21 protein-coding genes and 1 pseudogene are annotated in these 20,906 nt (G+C 59.2%); 12 read left to right on the forward strand and 10 right to left on the reverse strand.

What is annotated here, in order from left to right:
• The first annotated feature begins 3 nt into the window (after window positions 1-3).
• Together porA and QZ329_RS02885 are read left to right on the forward strand one after the other, a co-directional pair.
• On the forward strand, window positions 4-1,182 hold the full coding sequence (porA, locus tag QZ329_RS02880; protein WP_295748124.1) for a pyruvate ferredoxin oxidoreductase: 1,179 nt from the start codon (window positions 4-6) through the stop codon (window positions 1,180-1,182).
• A gap of 16 nt (window positions 1,183-1,198) precedes the next feature.
• Window positions 1,199-2,131, forward strand: coding sequence for a thiamine pyrophosphate-dependent enzyme (locus tag QZ329_RS02885; protein ID WP_295748126.1), 933 nt, complete (start codon window positions 1,199-1,201; stop codon window positions 2,129-2,131).
• A 107-nt stretch (window positions 2,132-2,238) separates the two neighbouring features.
• On the opposite strand, the gene QZ329_RS02890 is transcribed toward QZ329_RS02885, so the two are convergent.
• The 7 genes and pseudogenes from QZ329_RS02890 to QZ329_RS02920 form a co-directional block, all read right to left on the reverse strand.
• Window positions 2,239-3,984, reverse strand: coding sequence for an NADH-dependent [FeFe] hydrogenase, group A6 (locus tag QZ329_RS02890; RefSeq protein ID WP_295748128.1), 1,746 nt, complete (start codon window positions 3,982-3,984; stop codon window positions 2,239-2,241).
• A complete protein-coding gene (locus QZ329_RS02895; protein WP_295748130.1) occupies window positions 3,978-5,816 on the reverse strand; it encodes an NAD(P)-binding protein in 1,839 nt (612 codons plus the stop codon). Before QZ329_RS02895 ends, QZ329_RS02890 begins: the two co-directional genes overlap by 7 nt.
• A gap of 212 nt (window positions 5,817-6,028) precedes the next feature.
• Window positions 6,029-6,169 (reverse strand): hypothetical protein, encoded by a 141-nt coding sequence (locus QZ329_RS02900; protein WP_295748132.1) that lies wholly within the window; start codon window positions 6,167-6,169, stop codon window positions 6,029-6,031.
• A 352-nt stretch (window positions 6,170-6,521) separates the two neighbouring features.
• Complete coding sequence (locus tag QZ329_RS02905) at window positions 6,522-6,710, reverse strand: cyclophilin-like fold protein (protein WP_295748134.1); 189 nt, start codon at window positions 6,708-6,710, stop codon at window positions 6,522-6,524.
• A gap of 24 nt (window positions 6,711-6,734) precedes the next feature.
• Window positions 6,735-7,070: a hypothetical protein gene (locus QZ329_RS02910; RefSeq protein ID WP_295748136.1), complete on the reverse strand. Its 336-nt coding sequence runs from the start codon at window positions 7,068-7,070 to the stop codon at window positions 6,735-6,737.
• Between the two features lie 247 nt (window positions 7,071-7,317).
• Window positions 7,318-7,539: pseudogene (locus QZ329_RS02915) on the reverse strand (PrgI family protein); the annotation flags it as partial.
• Between the two features lie 488 nt (window positions 7,540-8,027).
• Window positions 8,028-8,573, reverse strand: a complete 546-nt coding sequence (locus QZ329_RS02920) for a flavodoxin family protein (protein ID WP_295748138.1) — start codon at window positions 8,571-8,573, stop codon at window positions 8,028-8,030.
• A 146-nt stretch (window positions 8,574-8,719) separates the two neighbouring features.
• On the opposite strand from QZ329_RS02920, the gene QZ329_RS02925 reads away from it, so the two are divergent.
• Window positions 8,720-9,100 (forward strand): helix-turn-helix domain-containing protein, encoded by a 381-nt coding sequence (locus tag QZ329_RS02925; RefSeq protein WP_295748180.1) that lies wholly within the window; start codon window positions 8,720-8,722, stop codon window positions 9,098-9,100.
• Here QZ329_RS02925 and QZ329_RS02930 read toward each other — a convergent pair.
• Both QZ329_RS02930 and QZ329_RS02935 read right to left on the reverse strand, forming a co-directional pair.
• Window positions 9,048-9,365, reverse strand: coding sequence for a tyrosine-type recombinase/integrase (locus QZ329_RS02930; protein WP_295748140.1), 318 nt, complete (start codon window positions 9,363-9,365; stop codon window positions 9,048-9,050). The genes QZ329_RS02925 and QZ329_RS02930 overlap by 53 nt on opposite strands.
• A gap of 198 nt (window positions 9,366-9,563) precedes the next feature.
• The gene (locus QZ329_RS02935) at window positions 9,564-9,941 is read right to left on the reverse strand and encodes an ISAs1 family transposase (RefSeq protein WP_365351324.1); all 378 of its coding nucleotides are present in this window, start codon (window positions 9,939-9,941) and stop codon (window positions 9,564-9,566) included.
• Between the two features lie 1,038 nt (window positions 9,942-10,979).
• Here QZ329_RS02935 and QZ329_RS02940 point away from each other — a divergent pair.
• The 6 genes from QZ329_RS02940 (at window position 10,980) to QZ329_RS02965 (ending at window position 16,323) form a co-directional block, all read left to right on the forward strand.
• On the forward strand, window positions 10,980-11,825 hold the full coding sequence (locus QZ329_RS02940) for an ABC transporter permease subunit (protein ID WP_295748142.1): 846 nt from the start codon (window positions 10,980-10,982) through the stop codon (window positions 11,823-11,825).
• Window positions 11,826-11,849: 24 nt separating this feature from the next.
• Window positions 11,850-12,815: an ABC transporter ATP-binding protein gene (locus QZ329_RS02945; RefSeq protein WP_295748144.1), complete on the forward strand. Its 966-nt coding sequence runs from the start codon at window positions 11,850-11,852 to the stop codon at window positions 12,813-12,815.
• Window positions 12,816-12,907: 92 nt separating this feature from the next.
• Complete coding sequence (locus QZ329_RS02950) at window positions 12,908-14,089, forward strand: extracellular solute-binding protein (protein WP_295748146.1); 1,182 nt, start codon at window positions 12,908-12,910, stop codon at window positions 14,087-14,089.
• 38 nt (window positions 14,090-14,127) lie between these two features.
• Complete coding sequence (locus tag QZ329_RS02955; protein ID WP_295748147.1) at window positions 14,128-14,973, forward strand: ABC transporter permease; 846 nt, start codon at window positions 14,128-14,130, stop codon at window positions 14,971-14,973.
• A 70-nt stretch (window positions 14,974-15,043) separates the two neighbouring features.
• Complete coding sequence (locus tag QZ329_RS02960; RefSeq protein ID WP_295748149.1) at window positions 15,044-15,715, forward strand: glycerophosphodiester phosphodiesterase; 672 nt, start codon at window positions 15,044-15,046, stop codon at window positions 15,713-15,715.
• Window positions 15,716-15,717: 2 nt separating this feature from the next.
• Window positions 15,718-16,323, forward strand: coding sequence for a GNAT family N-acetyltransferase (locus QZ329_RS02965; protein WP_295748150.1), 606 nt, complete (start codon window positions 15,718-15,720; stop codon window positions 16,321-16,323).
• Window positions 16,324-16,661: 338 nt separating this feature from the next.
• Here QZ329_RS02965 and QZ329_RS02970 read toward each other — a convergent pair whose 3' ends face one another.
• A complete protein-coding gene (locus QZ329_RS02970; RefSeq protein WP_295748152.1) occupies window positions 16,662-17,342 on the reverse strand; it encodes a GntR family transcriptional regulator in 681 nt (226 codons plus the stop codon).
• 235 nt (window positions 17,343-17,577) lie between these two features.
• Here QZ329_RS02970 and QZ329_RS02975 point away from each other — a divergent pair, with 235 nt between their 5' ends.
• From QZ329_RS02975 to QZ329_RS02985, 3 genes are read left to right on the forward strand one after another with little or no spacing between them, the layout of a single operon-like run.
• Window positions 17,578-18,543: a thiamine pyrophosphate-dependent dehydrogenase E1 component subunit alpha gene (locus tag QZ329_RS02975; protein WP_295748154.1), complete on the forward strand. Its 966-nt coding sequence runs from the start codon at window positions 17,578-17,580 to the stop codon at window positions 18,541-18,543.
• Between the two features lie 14 nt (window positions 18,544-18,557).
• A complete protein-coding gene (locus tag QZ329_RS02980) occupies window positions 18,558-19,538 on the forward strand; it encodes an alpha-ketoacid dehydrogenase subunit beta (protein WP_295748156.1) in 981 nt (326 codons plus the stop codon).
• 16 nt (window positions 19,539-19,554) lie between these two features.
• Window positions 19,555-20,901, forward strand: a complete 1,347-nt coding sequence (locus QZ329_RS02985; protein WP_295748158.1) for a dihydrolipoamide acetyltransferase family protein — start codon at window positions 19,555-19,557, stop codon at window positions 20,899-20,901.
• Window positions 20,902-20,906 lie beyond the last annotated feature (5 nt).

Here is a 20,906-nt window from a genome sequence, read left to right on the forward strand (position 1 = left end):
AAAATGAGTATCAGAGAAAGACTGTCCGGCAACGAGGCCGTTGCCTACGCAATGAAGCAGATCAACCCCGACGTGATGGGTGCTTACCCGATCACGCCGAGCACCGAAATCCCCCAGTACTTCTCCGCCTACGTGGACAACGGCGAGGTCGACACGGACTTCATCGCTGTGGAGTCCGAGCACTCCGCCATGTCCACCTGCATCGGCGCGGAAGCCGCCGGATGCCGGGCCATTTCCGCGACTTCTTCCTGCGGCCTCATCTACATGGCCGAGATGCTGTATGTCGCGGCCAGCGACCGCCTGCCCATCACCCTGGCGGTGTCCTGCCGCGCCCTGTCCGGCCCCATCAACATCAATAACGACCACTCCGACGCCATGGCGGTCCGGGATTCCGGCTGGCTGATGCTGTTTGCCGAGACAAACCAGGAGGCTTACGACAACTACCTCCAGGCCATGCGCATCGGCGAGGCGGTGTCCCTGCCTATCATGATCTGCCAGGACGGCTTCATCACCTCCCACGCCATCGAGAACATCGAGCTGGAGGAGACGGAGAAGGTCCGTCAGTTCGTGGGCGAGTACAAGCCCCAGCACTACCTCCTCAACAAGGACGAGCCCATCGCCGTGGGTCCCTACTCCACCCCCGTCTACTACATGGAGACCAAACGCCAGCAGGCCCAGGCCATGATGGACGCCAAGGATGTCATCAAGAAGGTCGCGGACGAATTCGCCGCCTGGACGGGCCGTCAGTACGGCCTCATTGAGAAGTACGAGATGGACGACGCCGAGGAGGCCATTATTATCATCGGCTCCTCCGCCGGCACCGCCCGGGAGGCCATCAAGCAGCTCCGGGCCCAGGGCAAGAAGGTGGGCATGATTAAGATTCGCTCCTTCCGCCCCTTCCCCGCCGAGGAGATTGCGGACGCGCTGAAGAACGTGAAGGCCTTCGCCGCCATGGACAAGGACGACAGCTTCAACGCCCACTGCGGCCCCATCTTCGCGGAGACCTGTGCGGGGCTGTATGCCAACGGCGTCAGCGGCCCCAAGGGCATCAGCTACATCTACGGCCTGGGCGGCCGGGACGTGCGGGTGGAGAGCATCCAGCACGTGTTCGCGGACCTGGAGAAGATTGCCGAGACCGGCGAGGTGGGCGAGACCTACCGTTACCTGGACGTGCGCGAGTAAGGAGGGAGGAGTCAAAATGGCCTATAATCTGAAAGAAAACGTCATGAAGGAAGACCGCTTCACCGGCGGTCACAGAATGTGCGCGGGCTGCGGCTGCCCCATCGCCGTGCGGACCGTGCTGCGGGCCCTGGAGCCGGAGGACCACGCCGTGGTCTGCTCCGCCACCTGCTGCCTGGAGGTCTCCTCCTTCATGTACCCCTACACGTCCTACAAGGACAGCTTCATCCACAACGCCTTCGAGAACGCGGCGGCCACCTTAAGCGGCGTGGAAACCGCTTACCACGCCATGAAAAAGCGGGGCAAGATCGACGCGACGTACAAATTCATCGCCTTCGGCGGAGACGGCGGAACCTATGATATCGGCTTCCAGAGCCTCAGCGGCGCCATGGAGCGGGGCCACGACCTGGTGTACGTCTGCTACGACAATGAGGCCTACATGAACACGGGCATCCAGCGGTCCAGCTCCACGCCCCACTTCGCCGACACCACCACCACGCCGGTGGGCAAGGTGGTTCCCGGCAAGCCCCAGCAGAAGAAGAATCTGACCAAGATCATGGTGGCCCACGGCATCCCCTATGTGGCCCAGACCACCTTCATCGGGAACTTCAAGGACATCGCCGAGAAGTCCCACAAGGCCATCTACACCCCTGGCGCGGCGTTTTTGAATGTTATGGCTCCCTGCCCGAGAGGCTGGCGGTATCCCTCTGAGAAGCTGATGGAGATCACCAAGCTGGCCGTCGAAACCTGCGTGTGGCCCCTCTATGAGGTCATCGAGGGCAAGTACATCCTCAGCTACAAACCCAAGAACAAGCTGCCCGTGGAGGAATACCTCAAGGTGCAGGGCCGCTTTGCCCACATGTTCAAGCCGGGCAACGAGTGGATGGTCGAGGAGGTTCAAAAGGAAGTCGACCGCAACTGGGAAGGCCTCCTCAAGCTCTGCGAACTGTAAAGCGTAATCTTACCATCTCCATACACTCTCCAAAGTCAGAGGAGGCCGCCATAAGACGGCCTCCTCTGACCCTTTAGGGAACCATTTTCCAGCTTCAAAACCGGCGGTTACCGGGCCTGCTCAGACGTCCCGGCGGACCAGGCGTTGTGATCCGTGTGGAGCAGGTGGTGGGACCGCTCGCCCAAGGGTTTTTTGAGGTAGGTCCGGTACAGCGCCTGCACATCCGGGTTCTCGTGGGAGAAACGGAGTTCGGAACCCGCGTCCAGCTTCCAGAGCTGGCTGCCCCGCGCTCCCGCGTACTCCGCGCCGCCGTGGATGGGCTGTCCGCCGCCTCCGGCGCAGCCTCCGGGACAGGCCATGACCTCCACAAAATCGTAGTCCGCCGTTCCCTCCTCAATGGCCTCCATCAGCCGCCGGGTGTTCCCCAGACCGCTGACCACCGCGACGCGGATGTCCCCCGCGCCGGGGATGTTGAACGTGGCCTCCTTCCAGGGTTTCTCGCCCCGAACGGCCTTGAAGGCGTCGGCGTCCGGGTTCTTCCCCGTCACCAGGTAGTAGGCGCTCCGCAGCGCCGCGTCCATCACGCCGCCCGTCGCGCCGAAGATCACCGCAGCGCCGGTGCCGCTGCCCAGGGGGCTGTCGAACTCCGCTTCCTCCAGGTCCGTGGGGATAATACAGTCGCTGCGGAACAGGCGCACCATCTCCCGGGTGGTCAGCACCACGTCCACATCCGGGTCGCCGCAGGCGTCCCGCATGGCGGGCAGCTCGCTCTCCGCCTTCTTCGCGGAGCAGGGCATGATGGACACCACGCATATCTTCTTCGGGTCCAGGCCCATCTTCTCGGCAAAGTAGCTCTTGGCCACCGCGCCGAACATCTGCTGGGGCGATTTCGCCGTGGACAGATGGTCCGTGTAGGCCGGATACTGGGTCTTCAGGAACCGCACCCAGCCGGGGCAGCAGGAGGTGAACATGGGCCAGCGGTACTTCCCCCGGTGGGTGAAGCGGTCCACGAACTCGCTGCCCTCCTCCATGATGGTCAGGTCCGCAGCGAAGTTGGTGTCAAACACATAGTCGAAGCCCAGGCGCTTCAGCGCCGCCACCATGCGGCCGGTGGTGGCCTGCTTGGCCGGGAGATTGAAAACCTCCGCCCAGGCCACCCGCACCGCCGGAGCCACCTGAATCACCGTGGTAATCTCGGGGTCGGCCAGGGCCCGGAGGACCTTGGTGGTATCGTCCCGGACCGTCAGGGCGCCGGTGGGGCAGTGGGTGACGCACTGGCCGCAAAACACACAGTCCGTGTTCTTGAGGTAGCGGTTGTAGCTCACGTCCACCGTGGTCCGGGAACCCGTCCCGGCCACATCCCAGATGTTCATGCCCTGAATCTTGTCGCAGACCTGGACGCAGCGCATGCACTTGATGCACTTGCTGGCCTCCCGGACGATGGGAACGCTGAGGTCGATCTGGGCCCGCTCCGGCTGGACCGCATAGGGCTGGTAGTGGATGTTCAGGTCATGGGACAGCTGCTGGAGCTCGCAATAGCCGCTCCGCACGCAGACGGTGCAGTTGGAGTTGTGCTGCGAGAGAATCAGACGGAGATTCGTCTTCCGGGCGTCCCGTACCCGGGGAGAGTTCGTATGAATGACCATGCCCTCCAGGATTTCCGTGTTGCAGGCCGGGACCAGCCGCTCCGTACCCTCGATCTCCACCATGCACATCCGGCAGGCGGCGATCTCGTTAATGTCTTTCAAATAGCACAGATGGGGGATGGGGATGCCCGCCTTCTCGGCGGCGTTCAGAATGGTGGTCCCCTTGGGGGCGGTCAGCTCCCGGCCGTTGATCGTAAAGTTTACCATTTCTCCACACGTCCTCCCTTGAAGATTCCATAGCCGAAGTGGTCGCACCGCAGGCACCGGGAGGACTCCTGCCCGGCCTCCTGGTCGGTCATGCCGCACTCGATGCACTGGAAGTCCCCTTTGCGCTCGCCGGCCTCCCGTTCGGTGGCGTTGACCCGGCCCCGGGGCCGCAGGTCCGCGCAGCGGGGCGTGGGAACCTTGACCTCGGACTCGATCTCATGGTTAAAGCCCAGGTACTCGTCGATGTTGGCGGCGGCGGCCTTGCCTGCGGCGATGGCCCGGATGACCGTGGCGGGACCCGTCACGCAGTCGCCGCCTGCAAAAACGCCCACCATATCGGGCAGCTGGGTGCTGGAGTCCGCCAGCAGGGCCCCGCCCCGCTGAATCTTGATGCCCGTCTGCTCCAGGCCCCGGGTCTCGATGCCCTGGCCGATGGCGACGATGATCGTGTCCGCCGGAATCCGCAGGGGCTCCACGGCGGCGGTATTGGGCCGGGGACGGCCCGCCTTGTCCATTTCGCCGATGATCTGGGGCTGGGTCCAGAGGGCGGAGACGTGGCCGTTTTCGTCGGCCTCGATGCGCAGAGGAGCCTGGAGGGTCAACACCTCCGCCCCTTCGGCGATGGCTCCCTCCACTTCCTCGGCCTGGGCGGTCATATCCTCCTGACGGCGGCGGTAGACGCAGGTGACTTTTTCCGCTCCCAGGCGGATGGCGGAGCGGGTCACGTCCATGGCAACGTTGCCGCCGCCGATGACCACCACGTTCTGACCGGCGAAATCGGGCATCTCGTTGTCCCCGATGTGGCGCAGCAGCTCCACGGCGGAGACCACGCCCAGGCTGTCCTCTCCCTCAATGCCCGTCTTCTTGTCGGTGTGGGCGCCGATGGAGAGATAAAGGCAGTCGTACTGCTGCTTGAGCTCGTCGAAGGAGAGGCCGGTCCCCACGTTGACCCCGGTATGTACCTCGATGCCGAGAGACAGGATGGAGGCGATTTCCGCGTCCAGCTTCTCCCGGGGGAAGCGGTAGCTGGGGATGCCGTAGCGCATCATGCCGCCCAGGGCCTTCTGCTTCTCGTAGACCGTGACCTTGTGACCCATAAGGGCCAGGTAGTAGGCCGCCGACAATCCGCCGGGGCCGCCGCCCACGATGGCCACGGACTTGCCCGTAGCCTTGGCGGGCTTGGGCTGGGGCACGTCCCCGGCGTGGTCCACGGCGTAGCGCTTGAGTCCGCGGATATTGAGGGCGTCGTCCACCATGTTCCGGCGGCAGCGGGCCTCGCAGGGATGCTCGCAGATGTAGGCGCAGGCCGTGGGGAAGGGATTGTCCTTGCGGATGAGCCGCACGGCGTCGCCGCAGCGGCCCTCGCTGATGAGGGCGATGTAGCCGGGGATATCCACGCCTGCCGGGCACAGGGCCACGCAGGGCACGGGGTTTTTCAGAGACCCCAGGCAGCGGTGGTGCAGGATGTGCTCCTCGTAGTCGTCCCGGAAGCCCTTGAGGCCCATGAGGACCAGATTGGCCGCGTCGGTACCAATGGCGCAGTCCGCCGTGTCCACGATGACCTGGGCCGTCTTCTCAATCCGCCGGAGAATGCTCAGGTCCGGCTCCCCGTCCAGCACCTCCCGGATCATGTTGGAAAGCTGGCTCAGGCCGATGCGGCAGGGCACGCACTTGCCACAGGTCTGGGCCCGGCAGAGGTCCAGGAAATTCAGCGCCATATCCACGGGGCAGAGGCCCGGCGGGCTGGCCGCGATCCGCCGCTCCATATTGCGGTAGAGCTGCTCCACCACCGCCTGGGCCTGGCCGGGGGTCTTCACTTCCAGTCTGCTCATGACTTCACTTCTTTCCTAAAAGTTTTTTTGGTTTCCTAAATATTAATTATGAATGCAGCCCCCGGGAATGTCAAGAAAAGTTATAAAATAGACAATCTTTTTTTAAAAGCGCCGCTCTTTATTGTGAAATATTTCTCATAAGCATCCCGGCAACTCCTTATAGCGGAAAAAGACGACCGTCCCGCAGGACAGCCGTCTCTCTTTCCGGATTTTCAGGAATCCTTCCGGACCTTCCAGACTCCCGCCAGAATGTCCTTCAGGACCAGGAAGGCGTCCTGGTCCTCATAGCCATAGTCCCGTTCCAATCTGTCCAGCAGCCGCCCCAGCTCCGATGCGTAAGGCGCCGGCTCCACCTGGGACGGATATTGGACCAGGATACCTGATTGACCTCATCCAACGCACACTGTACCTTCTCCAGTCCAATATATGGAGCGCACTGATAGAGCGTTTCCTTGATCTGCTCCGGGGTAGCCCCCACGTCCAGGGCGGAAAGCGTATAGCGTTCCAGCGGCTTTCAAGTCTGGCAGGCAGGCAGCGCCGCCAAACGAATCAACGCTTTCTGCGCGTCTGTCAACGTCCCGTGTTCCGTAACATCTCCGCGCTAAAAGCCTTGGGCGATCTTCCGAACCTCCGGGTCGCAGTCGCCGGGGAATGCCTGACCCCGATACCAGTTCTGGTTATTCTTTTCTGACAATTCCGTCCGGTTCATTTGACTGCCTCCATTTTCACCGTGAAATTCTCTGTCATACCGCCGACCACATCCATTCCGCTGTCAATGCGGCCCAAGAGGATCAGAGAAGTGGAATTGCGGAAGTCCCGATAAAAGATGCAGAGGCTGCCCCAGGGGGCGTACAAGCGCAGGTCCCCCACATCCGGGTCAAAGGTATCCGGCATTCCCTCCCGCGATTGCCGGAATACTCAATCCTCCGGCTGATCCAAACCTAACCGCCGGGCGATTTCCTCCGGCTTGAGACCGGCTTTGCTGGCACTCTTGATTAAATCCTGGATTTTCTGTTTTTTGGTCTTACGGGGTTTGCGCGGCGGTTTTGGCGCAAAAATGTCCTTTTTCTTCTGCTCCAAAGCCGCAATACGCCTTTTAACAGCCGCCTCCTTCTTGTCAAAATCCTCGTTGGCGGCGGCTCTTTTGGCGGCGAGGGCGTCCAAGTCCTGACTCAGCTTTTGAATCTTGCCGTCAATATCCTCGGCCATCTGCTGCGGGGTGCGGCGCGTGCGCTTTACATTTTGCTCATCCATGGTTCATGCTCCTTTTTGATGTATGATTGAGAGAAAAATCTTATGAGAAATTATATCCAAAAATATCAAATTTAAATAGTTATTTCTATCATAGCATAGGAAGCGCATTTTGCAAACAGGTTTTCAAATAAAAAATGGGCGGCGGAAGCGTAAAAGATACGCTCCCGCCGCCCCTCCGTGTCAAAGCCCCTCGAATTTCCGTATCCGGTCATATACCTCATATTCCTCCCGGATGCTGTTAAAGGCGCCGGCCGTCCTTTTCGTAGATACCGAAAAGAAAGAAGGACAGCATCAGTCCGATCATCAGCAAAGCCGCTGTGTCGTTACCAATACTGCCCCGTGTGAGAAGATAAGCGGGGATGCCACCCAGACCGCCCGCGCCGAAACACACAAGCTGGCGGCGAGGCAGGTTAAAGGCAACCTTCGTTTTGACTTTCGTAAGGTCCTTGGGAACCGGCACAAATGGCATGATCTCGCCTTCTTGTCTTTCTGATGCCGCTGGACAGCGGGCCGCTCCGCTTGCTCCGCCAGTACCGCCTTTGCCACCGCAAGCTGTTCGCGAATAGAAAGCTTTTCCCCATCTCCCTGTACAGCGGTTTTAACCGTTTGGAAGTAGATGATGTGTGCATAATGGGATTCTCCGGCAAAGGCGTTTTCAAAAGCTGTTTTCGCAGACTTTTCGTCCGAATAGCCGCGGCTCCAAGTATAGTACCGAGCGGCGTATCAATACCGGTAATGATCCGGGCACAGGCATCAAAAATTTGCTTGTTGAGTTCATCATCACTTCCAATCTGAAACCAATGCCTCCATCCAGCCGTATCCCTATAAAAAATACTGTCACAGTATTTCCGGCTTCTTCTGCCCCTTTCTTAAAATTCCGCCGTTAATGCCGTTGTGTTTCCGGCTTTTCTCAGGCTTCCATTGAGAATTATAATTTTTTTGCTCATAATTATCCCCTTAAATTGCATTGGCTAAATCGGTCGCTTTTTTGCAGCCCTCGGTTTTGTCAATATCGCCAACATTTAATACGCCGGGAATTAAAACCTCGCCTATCATTTTCCATTTATTCAGTGCCGCCATACGTTCAATGGGAATACGAACGCCGTCCATAACAGACATATCATCTTCTTCACAACAGGTAATCAGCGCGCATTCCTTTCCTGCAATATCCTTGCCGCCGACAACCATTGAAAAGATACGGTCAATGACACCTTTAATCTGTGCCGGGATAGAATACCAGTAGACAGGCATAGTAAACACGATAACGTCCGCTTCAAGAATTGCCGGTGCAACTGTGTTGAAATCATCATCAAATGTACAGGCTTTTTCAGTAGAAAAGCAAGTTTCACAAGCCCGGCAGCCGCCCACTTTTTTTAATGCAGCGTCAAACCGTGTGATTGTATGCCCCTTTTCTTCGGCTGCCTTGATGAAAGCGTCCGCCATGGCAAAGCTATTCCCGTTTTTCCGTGGGCTGCCCGTTATTACAACCATTGTTTTACTCATAAAAATCTGTACTCCTTATGCTGTGAAATTGACTTTATCTGTACTTGACATTATAATCATAGCAAGAATTAAATCAAAATCAAGTACGCACATATAAGTGCGATACTTACAGATAAGTTATATACTCACCTAAAGGAGAGTGTAAAATAAGTGGACGCTGCATTGCAAATGAATGTCTTGAAACAACAGGTTTCAGCTATACATTGTCACTAGTCAATGGCAAATATAAAATGACTGTTTTATATACTTTAGCAGAGTTCGGAATTGTTCGCTTTAACGAAATGAAAAAATACATCAGTGGAATTTCATATAAGACTTTACGTTCCACTCTGAAAGAATTAGAAGCAGACCAATTAGTTCATAGAAAAGAATATCCTCAAATCCCTCCAAAAGTAGAGTATAGTTTAACCGAATGTGGAAAATCTTTGATTCCCATTTTGGACGGAATGTGTGAATGGGGTGATAAAAACAGGACTAAACCAGCGCGCCCCTTGCTGCGGGGTGTTTCTGATTTAGTCCTATTTTAACAGGCCCATCGTGGAAGCGCACCCCCTCCAGGCCAGCGGTCTCCACCAATGCCCGGAAATGGTTATTCACATACTGCGTGAACAGGTTCCGGCCTTTGGCGTTGGTGAACACCAGCCTGTGGGGATTGTCCCACTCAGGACCAGCCCGGAGCTGCTTGTCAATCGTGATGGTGCCCCGCTCCATGTCCACGCTGTCCCAAGTGAGGCCCAGCAGCTCCGATATGCGCATACCCGTGAACAGCGCTGCGGTAATAATGTGTTCCAACTCAGTCCCCTTTGCGGCGGCTTGCGGCTCTTTTCGCCATGATGTGCTCCCCGGGCAACCGCATTTGAAATTAGCGGAAAAGGATATCAGGAAGACGCTGCGGGTTCAAGGCAGCGGCAAAACGCTTTTTCTGGATACTGAGCCTGCGGCCCAAGTCAGTATTTTTGCAGAGAGCCAGAGCAGTTTTACGCAGAACATTCAGGTTGAATAGAGCGAAATATCCTCCAGCAGGGCCGGATGATTTCCCTTCTGGCCAATCACATAATCCGCCTGACTCTCCCTGATTTTCCTGACAATTTCTTTCCGGCAGCTCATTGCGTCCGCCGTTATGATGCTGTTCTCTATATTCAAAGAATCCAAACGTTCCGGCGCTGCCGTGATCTCGTTGGACGTTTCATCCGTCACGATCTCACCCGGTACCAGCTGGTTTACCGCCGCAAACGCACTGACTACATGATACGCTTTCTGGGTATTCCTTTTACTGCCGCGAATGGTCTTGCCGTCCACGGCGATTACAGAACCTTCTTTACGCTTGCATCCCAGCCAGGCATACAGGCATTCTGAATTCCTGTTTATCTCTCTTTTTTGCTAAATTTCAAATGCTGTTGCCCTGAAGCTCCATGCACCAGTTTTTTCACCGAACACGAAAGGAACTCCTCCCGGATTCTCTCCGGGCAAAAATTGCCGCAAACGGCGGCGGCGCACCCACCCGCGCCTGCGGGCGAAGCGCTCTTCGCCCGTTCCCCGGCTTTTGCCGCGTTTCAGACAAAACACAGGCCGGGTGGATATCGAAGATATCCACCCGGCCTTTCCGCGTATTTTGGGCGCTTGACCGGCGCTCAGGGAATCTGCCGGTACAGCATCGCCTGACGCATCATCTGAAACCAACGCTCCTCAGAGCGAGCACTGGGTTTGTGAAACATACGAATCAACATGATCTAACGCACTCCTTATCAAACTCACCGATGAAGTACCCTTATTTTAGCGCAAGCCGCCAAAAACGCAAGCTCCATTTTTTACGAATATGCCAAATTTATACCTATGATTTTATGCAATATGTCCAGTCTCCAAGTCTTGTTTTCCGCCGCCTGCGCCGCTCCTGCGGACGCCGCTCCGCAGCGGCTTGTCCGCACTGTGCGGGAGGAACCAGCGCCGGTGTCTCCGCGCCGCAGACGGCAGGGCCCCTTCGCCGCAGGAAAACACCGCAAAAAAGCAAGATGTAAAATGCACAATTTTTTCAGCTTTCGCCTGTGAAATATGGCGGAATTGCGTGTGAGTCCAATTTTTGACTTGCCGGAAAGGAAAATCTGTGGTAATGTTAAATAAATCAATACTGTGTGCTTAAGAGAATGAGAGTCTACAGTACACAAACGTTCCTTCTACATGGGTGTTTTGGGTGTGGAGGGAAATACGTTGTGTAGCTGTTGGCTCTTGCTTTTTATCCCCGTCATTCTTTTGCAGAGGGAAGGCACACGCGCGGGCAAATTTACAGAGATTGGAGGATGATCTGGAGCAAATGGGAATCAGAAAGGGACGCGCCCCTTTCTCCGTCCCCCGAGGGGGACGGACCAGCGAAACACTCTGACGAACAAGGAAGAAGAGGTGACTCCGTACATGTTCAAAATGCTGAATCCCCGGCGCTTTTACTACGCGGTAGGCAGAAAAAAATTCCTGGAATTCCTGCTGTTGGCGGCCTTCATTCTGTTCTTTTACGGGCCCATGCTCAACATGCTGATGCTGGCGTTCGCCAACGAGTACACCGCTCCGGCGGTCTTCCCCCAGGAGTGGGGCTTCAAGTGGTGGAAATACGTGTTCTCCCAGAACAGCCTGGTTTCCTCCATCGTGCAGTCCTTCATTGTGGCCATCGTCACCACGGCGGTGTCCATGGTGCTGTGCATTCCCGCCGCCTACTCCATCGCACGGTTCAAATACCGGGGCAGAAAGGTCTTCATGCTGTCCTTCCTGCTGACCAACGCCTTCCCCAAGCTGGGCATCTACACCTCCATCGCCGTGCTGTTCTACCGCTACGGCCTGATGGGCACCTACGCGGGCGTGGTCATCATCCACATGATCAACTCCATGATGTTCATGGTCTGGCTGCCCGCCAGCGCCTTCCGCTCAGTCCACCGCCAGCAGGAGGAGGCCGCCCGGGACGTGGGCGCGGGCCCCATCCGCACGTTCTTTAAAATCACTCTGCCCATGGCCATGCCCGGCATCGCCGTGGCCACGCTGTACACCTTCCTGGGCTCCATGGAGGAGGCGCAGGGCACGCTGCTGGTGGGCCTCGCCAAGGTGCAGACTATGCCGGTGGCCATGTACGGCATCGTGCTGGATTCCTCGGCGGTGCAGATCGGCGCGGTGTTCGCCATCCTGCTGATTATCCCGTCCGCTTTGATGATCTTCCTCATGCGGAAGTATATCGGACCCGAAGCCATTTCCGGCGGCTTCAAGATGAAATAATGTAGTTTGGAGGAGAAAACACTCATGAGCGAGCGCAAAATCAAACTGCAAATCAAGGATATGACCAAAAAGTATGACAACGGAGACGGCGTTGAGCATATTAACCTTGATATTTACGAGGGCGAGATCGTCACCTTCCTGGGCCCGTCCGGCTGCGGCAAGACCACCATTCTGCGGACCATCGGCGGCTTTTTGGACGTGACCTCCGGCGATATCACTGTGGACGGGCAGTCCATCGTCAACCTGCCTCCGGAGAAGCGGCCCACAGCCATGGTATTCCAAAGCTACAACCTCTGGCCCCACATGACCATCTACGAGAACCTGGCCTTCGGTCTGAAGCTGCGTAAGGTCCCCAAGGCCGAGATCGACGCGGACGTGAAGAAGTACCTGGACCTGGTGTCCATGCCCGGCTGCGAGAAAAAGTACCCCGGCCAGCTCTCCGGCGGCCAGCAGCAGCGGATCGCCATTGCCCGTTCCCTGCTCCTCAAACCCTCCCTGCTGCTTCTGGACGAACCCTTCTCCGCCCTGGATGCCAAGATCCGCCAGCAGATGCGGGAGGAGCTGAAGAAGATTCAGCAGGACCTGGGCATCACCGTTATCTTCGTCACCCACGACCAGGAGGAGGCCATGTCCCTCTCCCACCGCATCGTGGTCATGAACAAGGGCAAGTTCGAGCAGACCGGCACCCCGGCGGAGATTTACGACAAGCCCGCCACGCTGCACGTGGCCTCCTTCATCGGCGAGATGAACTTCCTGAAAAAAGACGGCAAGACCATCGCCGTCCGTCCTGAGGACCTGACGGTCACCGAGGGCGCCGGCGGCCAGTTCGACGCCACGGTCCGCACCATCATGCTGCTGGGCCATTATGTGGTGATGACCGCCCAGCAAGGAGACGACATCATCAAATGCTACATCAACCGCGACCTCAGCGAGCGGCTGAAGGAAGGCGATCAGGTCAGCCTCACCGTGGGCAAGCACACCGTGTTTTGACAGCCCGTCTAAAAGCGCGCCCTCTAACCAAGAGGGGGAAATCCCCTTCTCACCCCATACTACAGGCACACATTTGAAAGGAGATTACTGTAATGAAAAGAAGACTGTTTGCCATGCTCCTCTCCGCCGTGATGCTGGCGGCCTGCCTCACCGGATGCGGTGGCAACTCCGGCTCCTCCGGCGGCTCCGGGGACTCCGGCTCCGCTGGCGGAAAGAAAACTGTCAGCCTCTGGGCCACCGGCTCCGACAACGTCCGCGAGATTTTCGAGGCTCTTGTCAACGACTTCAACACCAACTCCGAGTATGCCGGGCAGTACGAGGTCACCCTCCAGTTCATGCTCTCCGGCACCGGCGCCCAGACCCTGGCCGACATGCTGACCGCCGCCTCCAAGGCCGGTCAGACCAACACAGACTATGACATCGTGGACCTCAGCGGCGACGACCTTTCCAAGGTGGTCTCCCTCATCGGCCAGGAGCAGTTCGTGAAGCTGGACAGCTCCAAGATTCCCAACGCCGCCACCGTAGCGGCCAAGAGCTCCATCGCCACGGATTACTGCCAGCCCTACCGCGGCACCACGGTCATCCTGGCCTATGACTCCGCCAAGGTCGCCACTCCGCCCGCCACCATGGATGAGCTGGTGGCGTGGATGAAGGCCAATCCCGGCCGCTTTGCCTACAACACTCCCGGCACCGGCGGCGCCGGCGACTCCTTCGCCCGCAGCGCGGTGTACAACTTCCTGCCCGAGGAGGCCTTCACCTCCGACGACGAGAAGTGGGTCAGCGAGTGGGACGCCGGCTTTGACTTCCTGAAGGAAATCCATCCTTACATGTATTCCTCCGGCGGCTCCATCGTCTACCCCAACAAGAACCAGGGCACTCTGGACCTGCTGAACCAGGGCGAGATCGACATGTGCCCCAACTGGGCGGACATGGTTCTCTCCCAGCGTGCCTCCGGCGAGATCAAGGACACCATCAAGATCACCCAGATCGACCCCGCCCTCACCGGTTCCCTCCAGTCTCTGGTCATTCCCACCTTCGGCTCCAATGAGGACGGCGCTTACGCCTTCATGAACTACATGCTCTCTCCCGCCGCGCAGGAGCTGATGGTCCGCCAGATGGCCGCCATCCCCCTGATCGACGCCTCCAGCATGGACATGACCGGCTATGAGGATCTCCAGGGCCTGGATGTGTCCAACTTCCGCCTCCAGTCCATCGGCGGCCTGTCCACCTCCTTCAACGAGCGCTGGGACAGCGAGATCGCCACCATCGGCTGAGTTCAGCCGGAAATTCATGGGAACGAAGGGGATTACCTATGAGTAAAAACCTAAAGCGAAATCTGGTGGCTTACGGCCTGGTGATGCCGGCGTTCCTCGTCGTCATGCTGACCGTGGCTTACCCGATTGTCCTGGCGGTGATTCAGAGCTTCCAGGACTCGAAAACCGGCGAGTTTACGCTGGATAACTACACCTACTTTTTCACCGAGCCGGCCCAGCTGAGAAACATCCTGTACACCCTGTATGTGTGCTTGATGACGGTGGCCATCGCCATTGTGGTGGCCTATCTGCTGGCGCTGTATCTGCGCTTTGTCAAGTCCAAGATCGCCAGGACCATCGGCACGCTGTACCTGGTCCCGCGGTTTGTCCCCGCTATGTGCGCCGTGTACGCCATGATTACCATCATCCGTGACTCCGGCCTGATCAACCGGATCGGCCTGCTGTTCGGGAACGACCTCAAGCTGGGATTGATGTACCACGCCAACGGCATGATTATGATGAACCTGTGGTTCAACATCCCGTTTGCGGCGCTGATGATCACCGCGGGCCTGGGCGCCATCCCGGACTCCATTATCGAGGGCGCCCGGGATGTGGGGGCCACCAAGTTCAAGGTCTTCACCTCCATGATCCTGCCTCTTTCCATCAAGGACGTGGTGGTCGCGGGCACCTTCGTGTTCATGTCCAACGTGGGTTCCTTCACCACCCCCTATTTGATGGGCGGCAGCGCGCCGAAGATGCTGGGCATCGCCCTGTTCGATCAGTTCAACAAATATCTGGCCTACAACCGCTCCGCGGCTTTGTCGGTCATCATGTTCCTGATCTGCTCGGTTTCTGCGGGTGTATATATCTACACCAACCTCAAGGAAAACGAGTGGGAAAAGTAAGCAAAGCGCGACGGCGGAGAGGCGACCCTCTCCGCCGTCTTCCCGCGCCTGCGAGAAAGGAAGAACATCCATGCAAACACACATCACCGCCCACACCGGGGCGGACGGACGGCCTGACAACAGCCTGGAATTCGTGTCTTACGCGCTGTCCTGCGGCGCGGACGCCCTGGAGGTGGACGTACGCCGGCAGGCCGGCGGCCGCCTGGCCATCGGTCACGACGAGGCCGGGGAAAACGCCCCGCTCCTGGCGGAGGTCTTCCGCATCGTAGCCGGACAGCCCCGGATCAAGATCAACTGCGACCTCAAGGAGCCGGGGCTGGAGGAGCCGGTCTGCCTTCTGGCGGAGGAGGCAGGGCTTCTGCGCTCCGGCCGCCTGATTCTCTCCGGGACGGTAGACGCCTTCCGCCCCGTCCCCGGAGCGGAGGTCTATCTGAATCTGGAGGAGTATGTTCCGGACCTCTATTTAAATTACCGGGAGAAGCCAAACTTCGAGCTGGAGGCGGCGGACATCATCCGGGACGTCTGCGTCAAGGCGGGCATCCGCACCGTCAATGTCTATCAGGGGCTGGTCACCCGCCGCTTTCTTGAGACGCTGGCCGGAGCCGGCATCGGCCTTTCCGTCTGGACCGTCAACGAGACCTGGGAGCTGAAGTGGTTTTTAAAGGCGGGCGCGGCGAACATCACCACCCGCCGCCCCGCCCTGGCCCTGGAGCTGCGGGCAGGCCGGGAAGGAAGCGTCTGACCATGCCGGACAGGAGCATTCCATTTTACAATCTCATTCTGCGCTGTGACGCCTGGCAGGGGGCGGCGTCTCTCCCGCCGGAGGGGTTCCGTCTCCGGCGCTTTCAGCCGGGGGACGAGGCGGCCTGGGCGGCTCTTGAGTATGAGATCGGGGACTTCCCCTCCCCGGAGGAGGCCCAGGCGTATTTTCTCCGCACCTATGGCGACCACCCCCAGGAGTTGGCCCGGCGCTGCGTGTTCGCGGTGGACAGCGGAGGCCGGACGGCGGGAACCTGCACCGCCTGGCGGGACCCCGGCAGAGATGGAGGGGAAATCGCCTCTCTCCACTGGCTGGCGGTCTCCCCCGGGGAACAGGGCCGGGGGCTGGGGAAGGCTTTGTTTCAAAGCGCCCTGTCCATTTTTCGGGGGTCAGGGGAATTCCCCGTCTACATCCACACCCAGCCCTGGAGCTGGAAAGCCCTGCTTTTGTATGTCCGGGAGGGCTTCCGCCTCCAGCGGACGGATACCTTCGGCGGCTATGAAAACCAATACCGCCAGGGCATGGCGGCTTTGGCGGCGGTCCTTCCGGGGGAACTGTACCAGGAGCTGGTCCGCTGTTCCCAGGCTTGAGCGGAGAAGGAGATTGGCTTCATTCCGCATGCCCATCAAAGGCGGCGGCCTTCCTTACCAGGGCGAATCGGGCGGTGCGAGATATCACGATGCTGGATTTGCAGGCGGCCATTCCCAGCTTGAAAATGGAATACGATTGCTGATCAAACAGGAGCGGCCAGGGAGTAAAATCCCTGGCCGCTCCCGTTGTGAAAAAGAGCGCCGCAGGCCATGCTCAGGGGATCCAAACAGCCCCACAAAGCGGAGGCGCTTGCAGCGAAACGCCGGCGGCGGTTCCCGGGCGCGGCGGGAAACCGCCGCCGCAAAATCCAATCCCCGTGTTTCATGGCCATCCCTCTTCAGGTCCGAACGCCCCGGATAAATCCATCCATCAGCCCGGTCAAATGGTTCTCAACGGTGGCGGCGGCCGCTTCCGCGTCCCGGCTGCAAATTTGCTCTAGGAGCTGCTGGTGCCCCCGCTGGAGCTGCTGAAGACTGAGGGATTCCGTCAATGCGGAGACGTTGAACCAGTTCCGCATATTGCACTGCTCCCACAGCCGCAGGAGCACCTGGTTCCCGGTGGCGTCGATAATTGCCCGATGGAACGCGGCGTCGCACTCAGTGAAACGCCGCAGGTTCCCCTGTCCGGCGCAGCCCTCCATCTCATCCAAAATCGCCTGGAGCTGCTCTGCCAGTTTCCGCAGCTCCTCATCCGGCAGCTGCGTGATCGCGTCCCGAATACTTTTGGCTTCCAGGCAGATGCGGACGCTGTAATTGTCCCGCACGTCCTTTTCCGTCAGCGTCCGGACCCGGGAGCCCTTAAACGGCACCGTCTCCACCAGTCCCAGGGCCTCCAGGTCCCGGATGGCCTCCCGGACCGGGCCCTGGGAGACCCCCAGCTCTTTTGCCCAAAAGGTTTCAATGATTCGATCCCCCGGCCGCAGCTCTCCGGCAAAGATCGCGTCTCGAATGGCGTTGCGGATTTCCTCCCGAAATACTTTCCGGTGATTCAGCACCGGGGTGATCCCTGCTCGTTCCATCGTCATCCAGCTCCATTTATTATCAATTATTTTTCATTATACGGACTTCCCGCCTCAAAGTCAACCATTCCAGTTCTTTTCACAAAGTCTACAAAGGCGCTTTGGAAACTTCGTCTAAAACGGAAAATTATAAATACTTGATAATCGATTATTTGAGTGTTAAGATAAAAGCAGTACCGGCAGGCTCCTTGTCCTGCAAGGACCTGTGATTTGAGAAAGCGGAGGTGTCCTATCTATGATCGATAAACAAACCGGCCTTTGGATCTACAACAAGATGCACGAGATCCGGGACTTCGAGGAAACGGCGTGGACGCTGTTCACGGAGAACAAGCTCCGGGGCTCTGTCCATCTTTACACCGGCGAGGAGGCTGTGGCGGCAGCCGTCTGCGCCCAGCTGACGGACGAGGACCTGATCGCCTCCACCCACCGGGGCCACGGCCACTGCATCGCCAAGGGCGCAGAGCTGGACAAGGCCCTGGCGGAGCTGATGGGCAAGGCCACGGGCTACTGCAAGGGCCGCAGCGGCTCCATGCACATCGCGGACTTCTCCAAGGGCAACCTGGGCGCCAACGCCATCGTGGGCGGCGGCATCCCCATTGCCACCGGCGGCGCCCTGGCCCTGAAAATGCAGGGAAAGCCCAATGTGGCGGTGGCCTTCTTCGGCGACGGCGCGTCCAACCAGGGTACGTTCCACGAGTCCATCAACATGGCCGCCGTGTGGAAGCTCCCCTGCATCTACGTGGTGGAGAACAACCAGTTCGGCATGACGGTCCCCGTCTGGCAGTCCACCTCTGTGGAGGACATTTCCGTCCGGGGCGCGGCCTACGGTATCCCCGGCGAGACCGTGGACGGCAACGATGTTATAGCCGTCTACGAGGCCTTTGCCCGGGCGAAGGAACGGGCGCTGAAGGGCGAGGGCCCCAGCATCATTGAGTGCAAAACCTACCGCTGGCGGGGCCACTGGACCGGCGACCCGGAGGTGTACCGCACCCGGGAAGAGGTTGAGGAGTGGAAGGAGAAGAAAGACCCCATCCAGCTTTTCGGCAACTATCTGACCAAACACAAGCTAGCCGCCAAGAAGGAGCTGGAAGAGATTGCGGACGCCGCCGCCAAGAAGATGGCGGCCGCCGTGGAGTTCGCCATGAACAGCCCGGAGCCGGACCCGGAGCAGGTTCTGGCCGACGTGTTCTATGAAGGTTAAGGGGGGAGAAACCAATGGCTAAACTGACATATGCACAGGCGATCCGCCAGGTTATCGCTGAGGAAATGCGCCGTGACGATAAGGTTTTCGTCATGGGGGAGGACGTGGAAAAGCTGGGCGGCGTTTTCGGCACCACCCGGGACCTCTATAAGGAGTTCGGCACGGACCGCATCCGCAACACGCCAATTTCCGAGTCCGCCATTGTGGGCGCGGCTCTGGGCGCGGCCTGCGCGGGCATGCGGCCTGTGGCGGAGCTGATGTACTGGGACTTTGCCTTCGTGGCGGCAGACCAGATTTTCAACCAGATGGCCAAGACCCGGTACGTCTTCGGCGGCAACGCCAAGATTCCCATGGTTCTTCGCAGCCAGCAGGGCACGGGCCGGGGCAACGCCGCCACCCACTCCCAGTCTCTGGAAAGCATTTTCATGCACATTCCCGGCCTGAAGGTGGCCTGCCCCTCCACTCCCGCCGAGGCGGCGGGACTGCTCCGCACCGCCATCCGGGACGACAACCCGGTCTGCTTCTTCGAACATAAGGCGCTGTACATCACCAAGGCCGAGGTTCCTGACGACCCGGAGTTCATGATTCCCTTCGGCAAAGCCGACGTCAAGCGGGAGGGTACGGATGTGACGATTGTGGCAAACCTCCTCTATGTCTCCCGCGCCCTGGAGGCGGCGGACGAGCTGGCCAAAGAGGGCATTTCCGCCGAGGTCATCGACCCCCGGACGCTGGTCCCCTTCGACTATGACACCGTGGCGGACAGCGTGAAGAAGACGGGCCGCCTGGTGGTGGTCCACGAGGCCCACCAGAACAACGGCTGGGGCGCCCAGGTGGTGTCTCAGGTGGGACAGATGGTCTTCCCGTATCTGGACGCCGCCCCGGTACACCTGGGCGCAAAGCCCTGCCCCCTGCCCTTCAATCCGGGTCTGGAGGCTGCTGTCATCCCCAGCGTGAAAGAAATCATCGACGCCTGCAAAGCGTCCTTGTACCGTTAAGGAAGGAGGCACTGACATGGCAACTGTCGTCATCATGCCCAAACAAGGCCTCATGATGGAAGAGGGCACCATCACCAGCTGGCTGAAAAAAGAGGGCGAGAGCGTTACCGCCGGAGAACCTCTTTTTGAGATGGAAACAGATAAGCTGACCATCACCATGGACGCCGAGGCCAGCGGCACCCTGCTCAAAATCGTTCATCCCGAGGGCGACGTGGTGCCCATCACCCAGACCATCGCCATTCTCGGCGAGCCCGGCGAGGACATCTCCGCTCTCCTGAGCGGGGATGCAGCTCCTGCCGCTGCTCCGGCGGAAACGGCTCCCGTCCCGGCTGCGGAACCCCCCGCCGCCGCTCCGGCGGCGGAGAGAGCTCCCGGCGAGCGTGTCTTCTCCACGCCCCGCGCCCGTCTCCGGGCGGAGGAAAACGGCCTTGACGTGGCCGCCGTCCCCGGCACCGGCCCCAACGGTCTGGTCATTGAGCGGGACGTGACCGCCTGCGCCGCCGGAAAACCCGCCGTGACGCCGTTGGCGGCGAATCTTGCCAAGGCCCAGGGCCTGGACCTCAGCGGTCTCACCGGCACCGGCCCCAACGGCAAAATCACCACCGACGACCTGCCCGGCGGGGCGCCCGCCGCGAAAGCTCCTTCCGCACCGGCTTCCCCCGCTCAACAGAGCCGGGGCACTCATACCGAGCCTATGAGCGGCATGCGCAAGGCCATATCCCGGAATATGTTGGCCAGCAAGGAAACCAACGCCCAGACCAACCACCGCATCAAGGTGGACATGACCGCCGCCATCGCCCTGCGGAAGCAGTACAAGGACCTGGGCATCAAGGTCTCTTATAATGACATCATCGTCCGGGCCTGCGCCAAGGTCCTGGCGGAGATGCCCATTGTCAACGCCAGCGTGGACGGCAGCAGCATCCTCTACCACGACTATGTAAATGTGGGCATGGCCGTCTCCGTTCCCGGCGGACTGATCGTTCCGGTTATCAAGGACGCGGACATCATCGGCCTTGCCGGCATCGCGGCGAAGTCCGCCGAACTCATCGAAAAGGCCCGGGACGGCAAGCTTACCGACGCGGACTACCATGGCGGCACCTTCACCGTGTCCTCTCTCGGCATGTTCGACCTGGATGACTTCGTCGCCATCATCAACCCGCCGGAGTCCGCCATCCTGGCTGTGGGCAAAATCTCCAAAACCCCGGTGGTGGTCACCAACGAAGAGGGCGAGGACGCCATCGCCATCAAATCCATGTGCGCCCTCTGCCTGAGCTACGACCACCGCATCATCGACGGAGCCGAGGCGGCGAAGTTCCTGCAAAAGGTTAAAAACTACCTGCAAAACCCGGTTTTGCTGATTTGAGGAGG

Origin of the sequence: uncultured Oscillibacter sp. (assembly GCF_910579365.1) — a bacterium.
In the GTDB taxonomy this organism is placed as follows: Bacteria; Bacillota; Clostridia; order Oscillospirales; family Oscillospiraceae; genus Oscillibacter.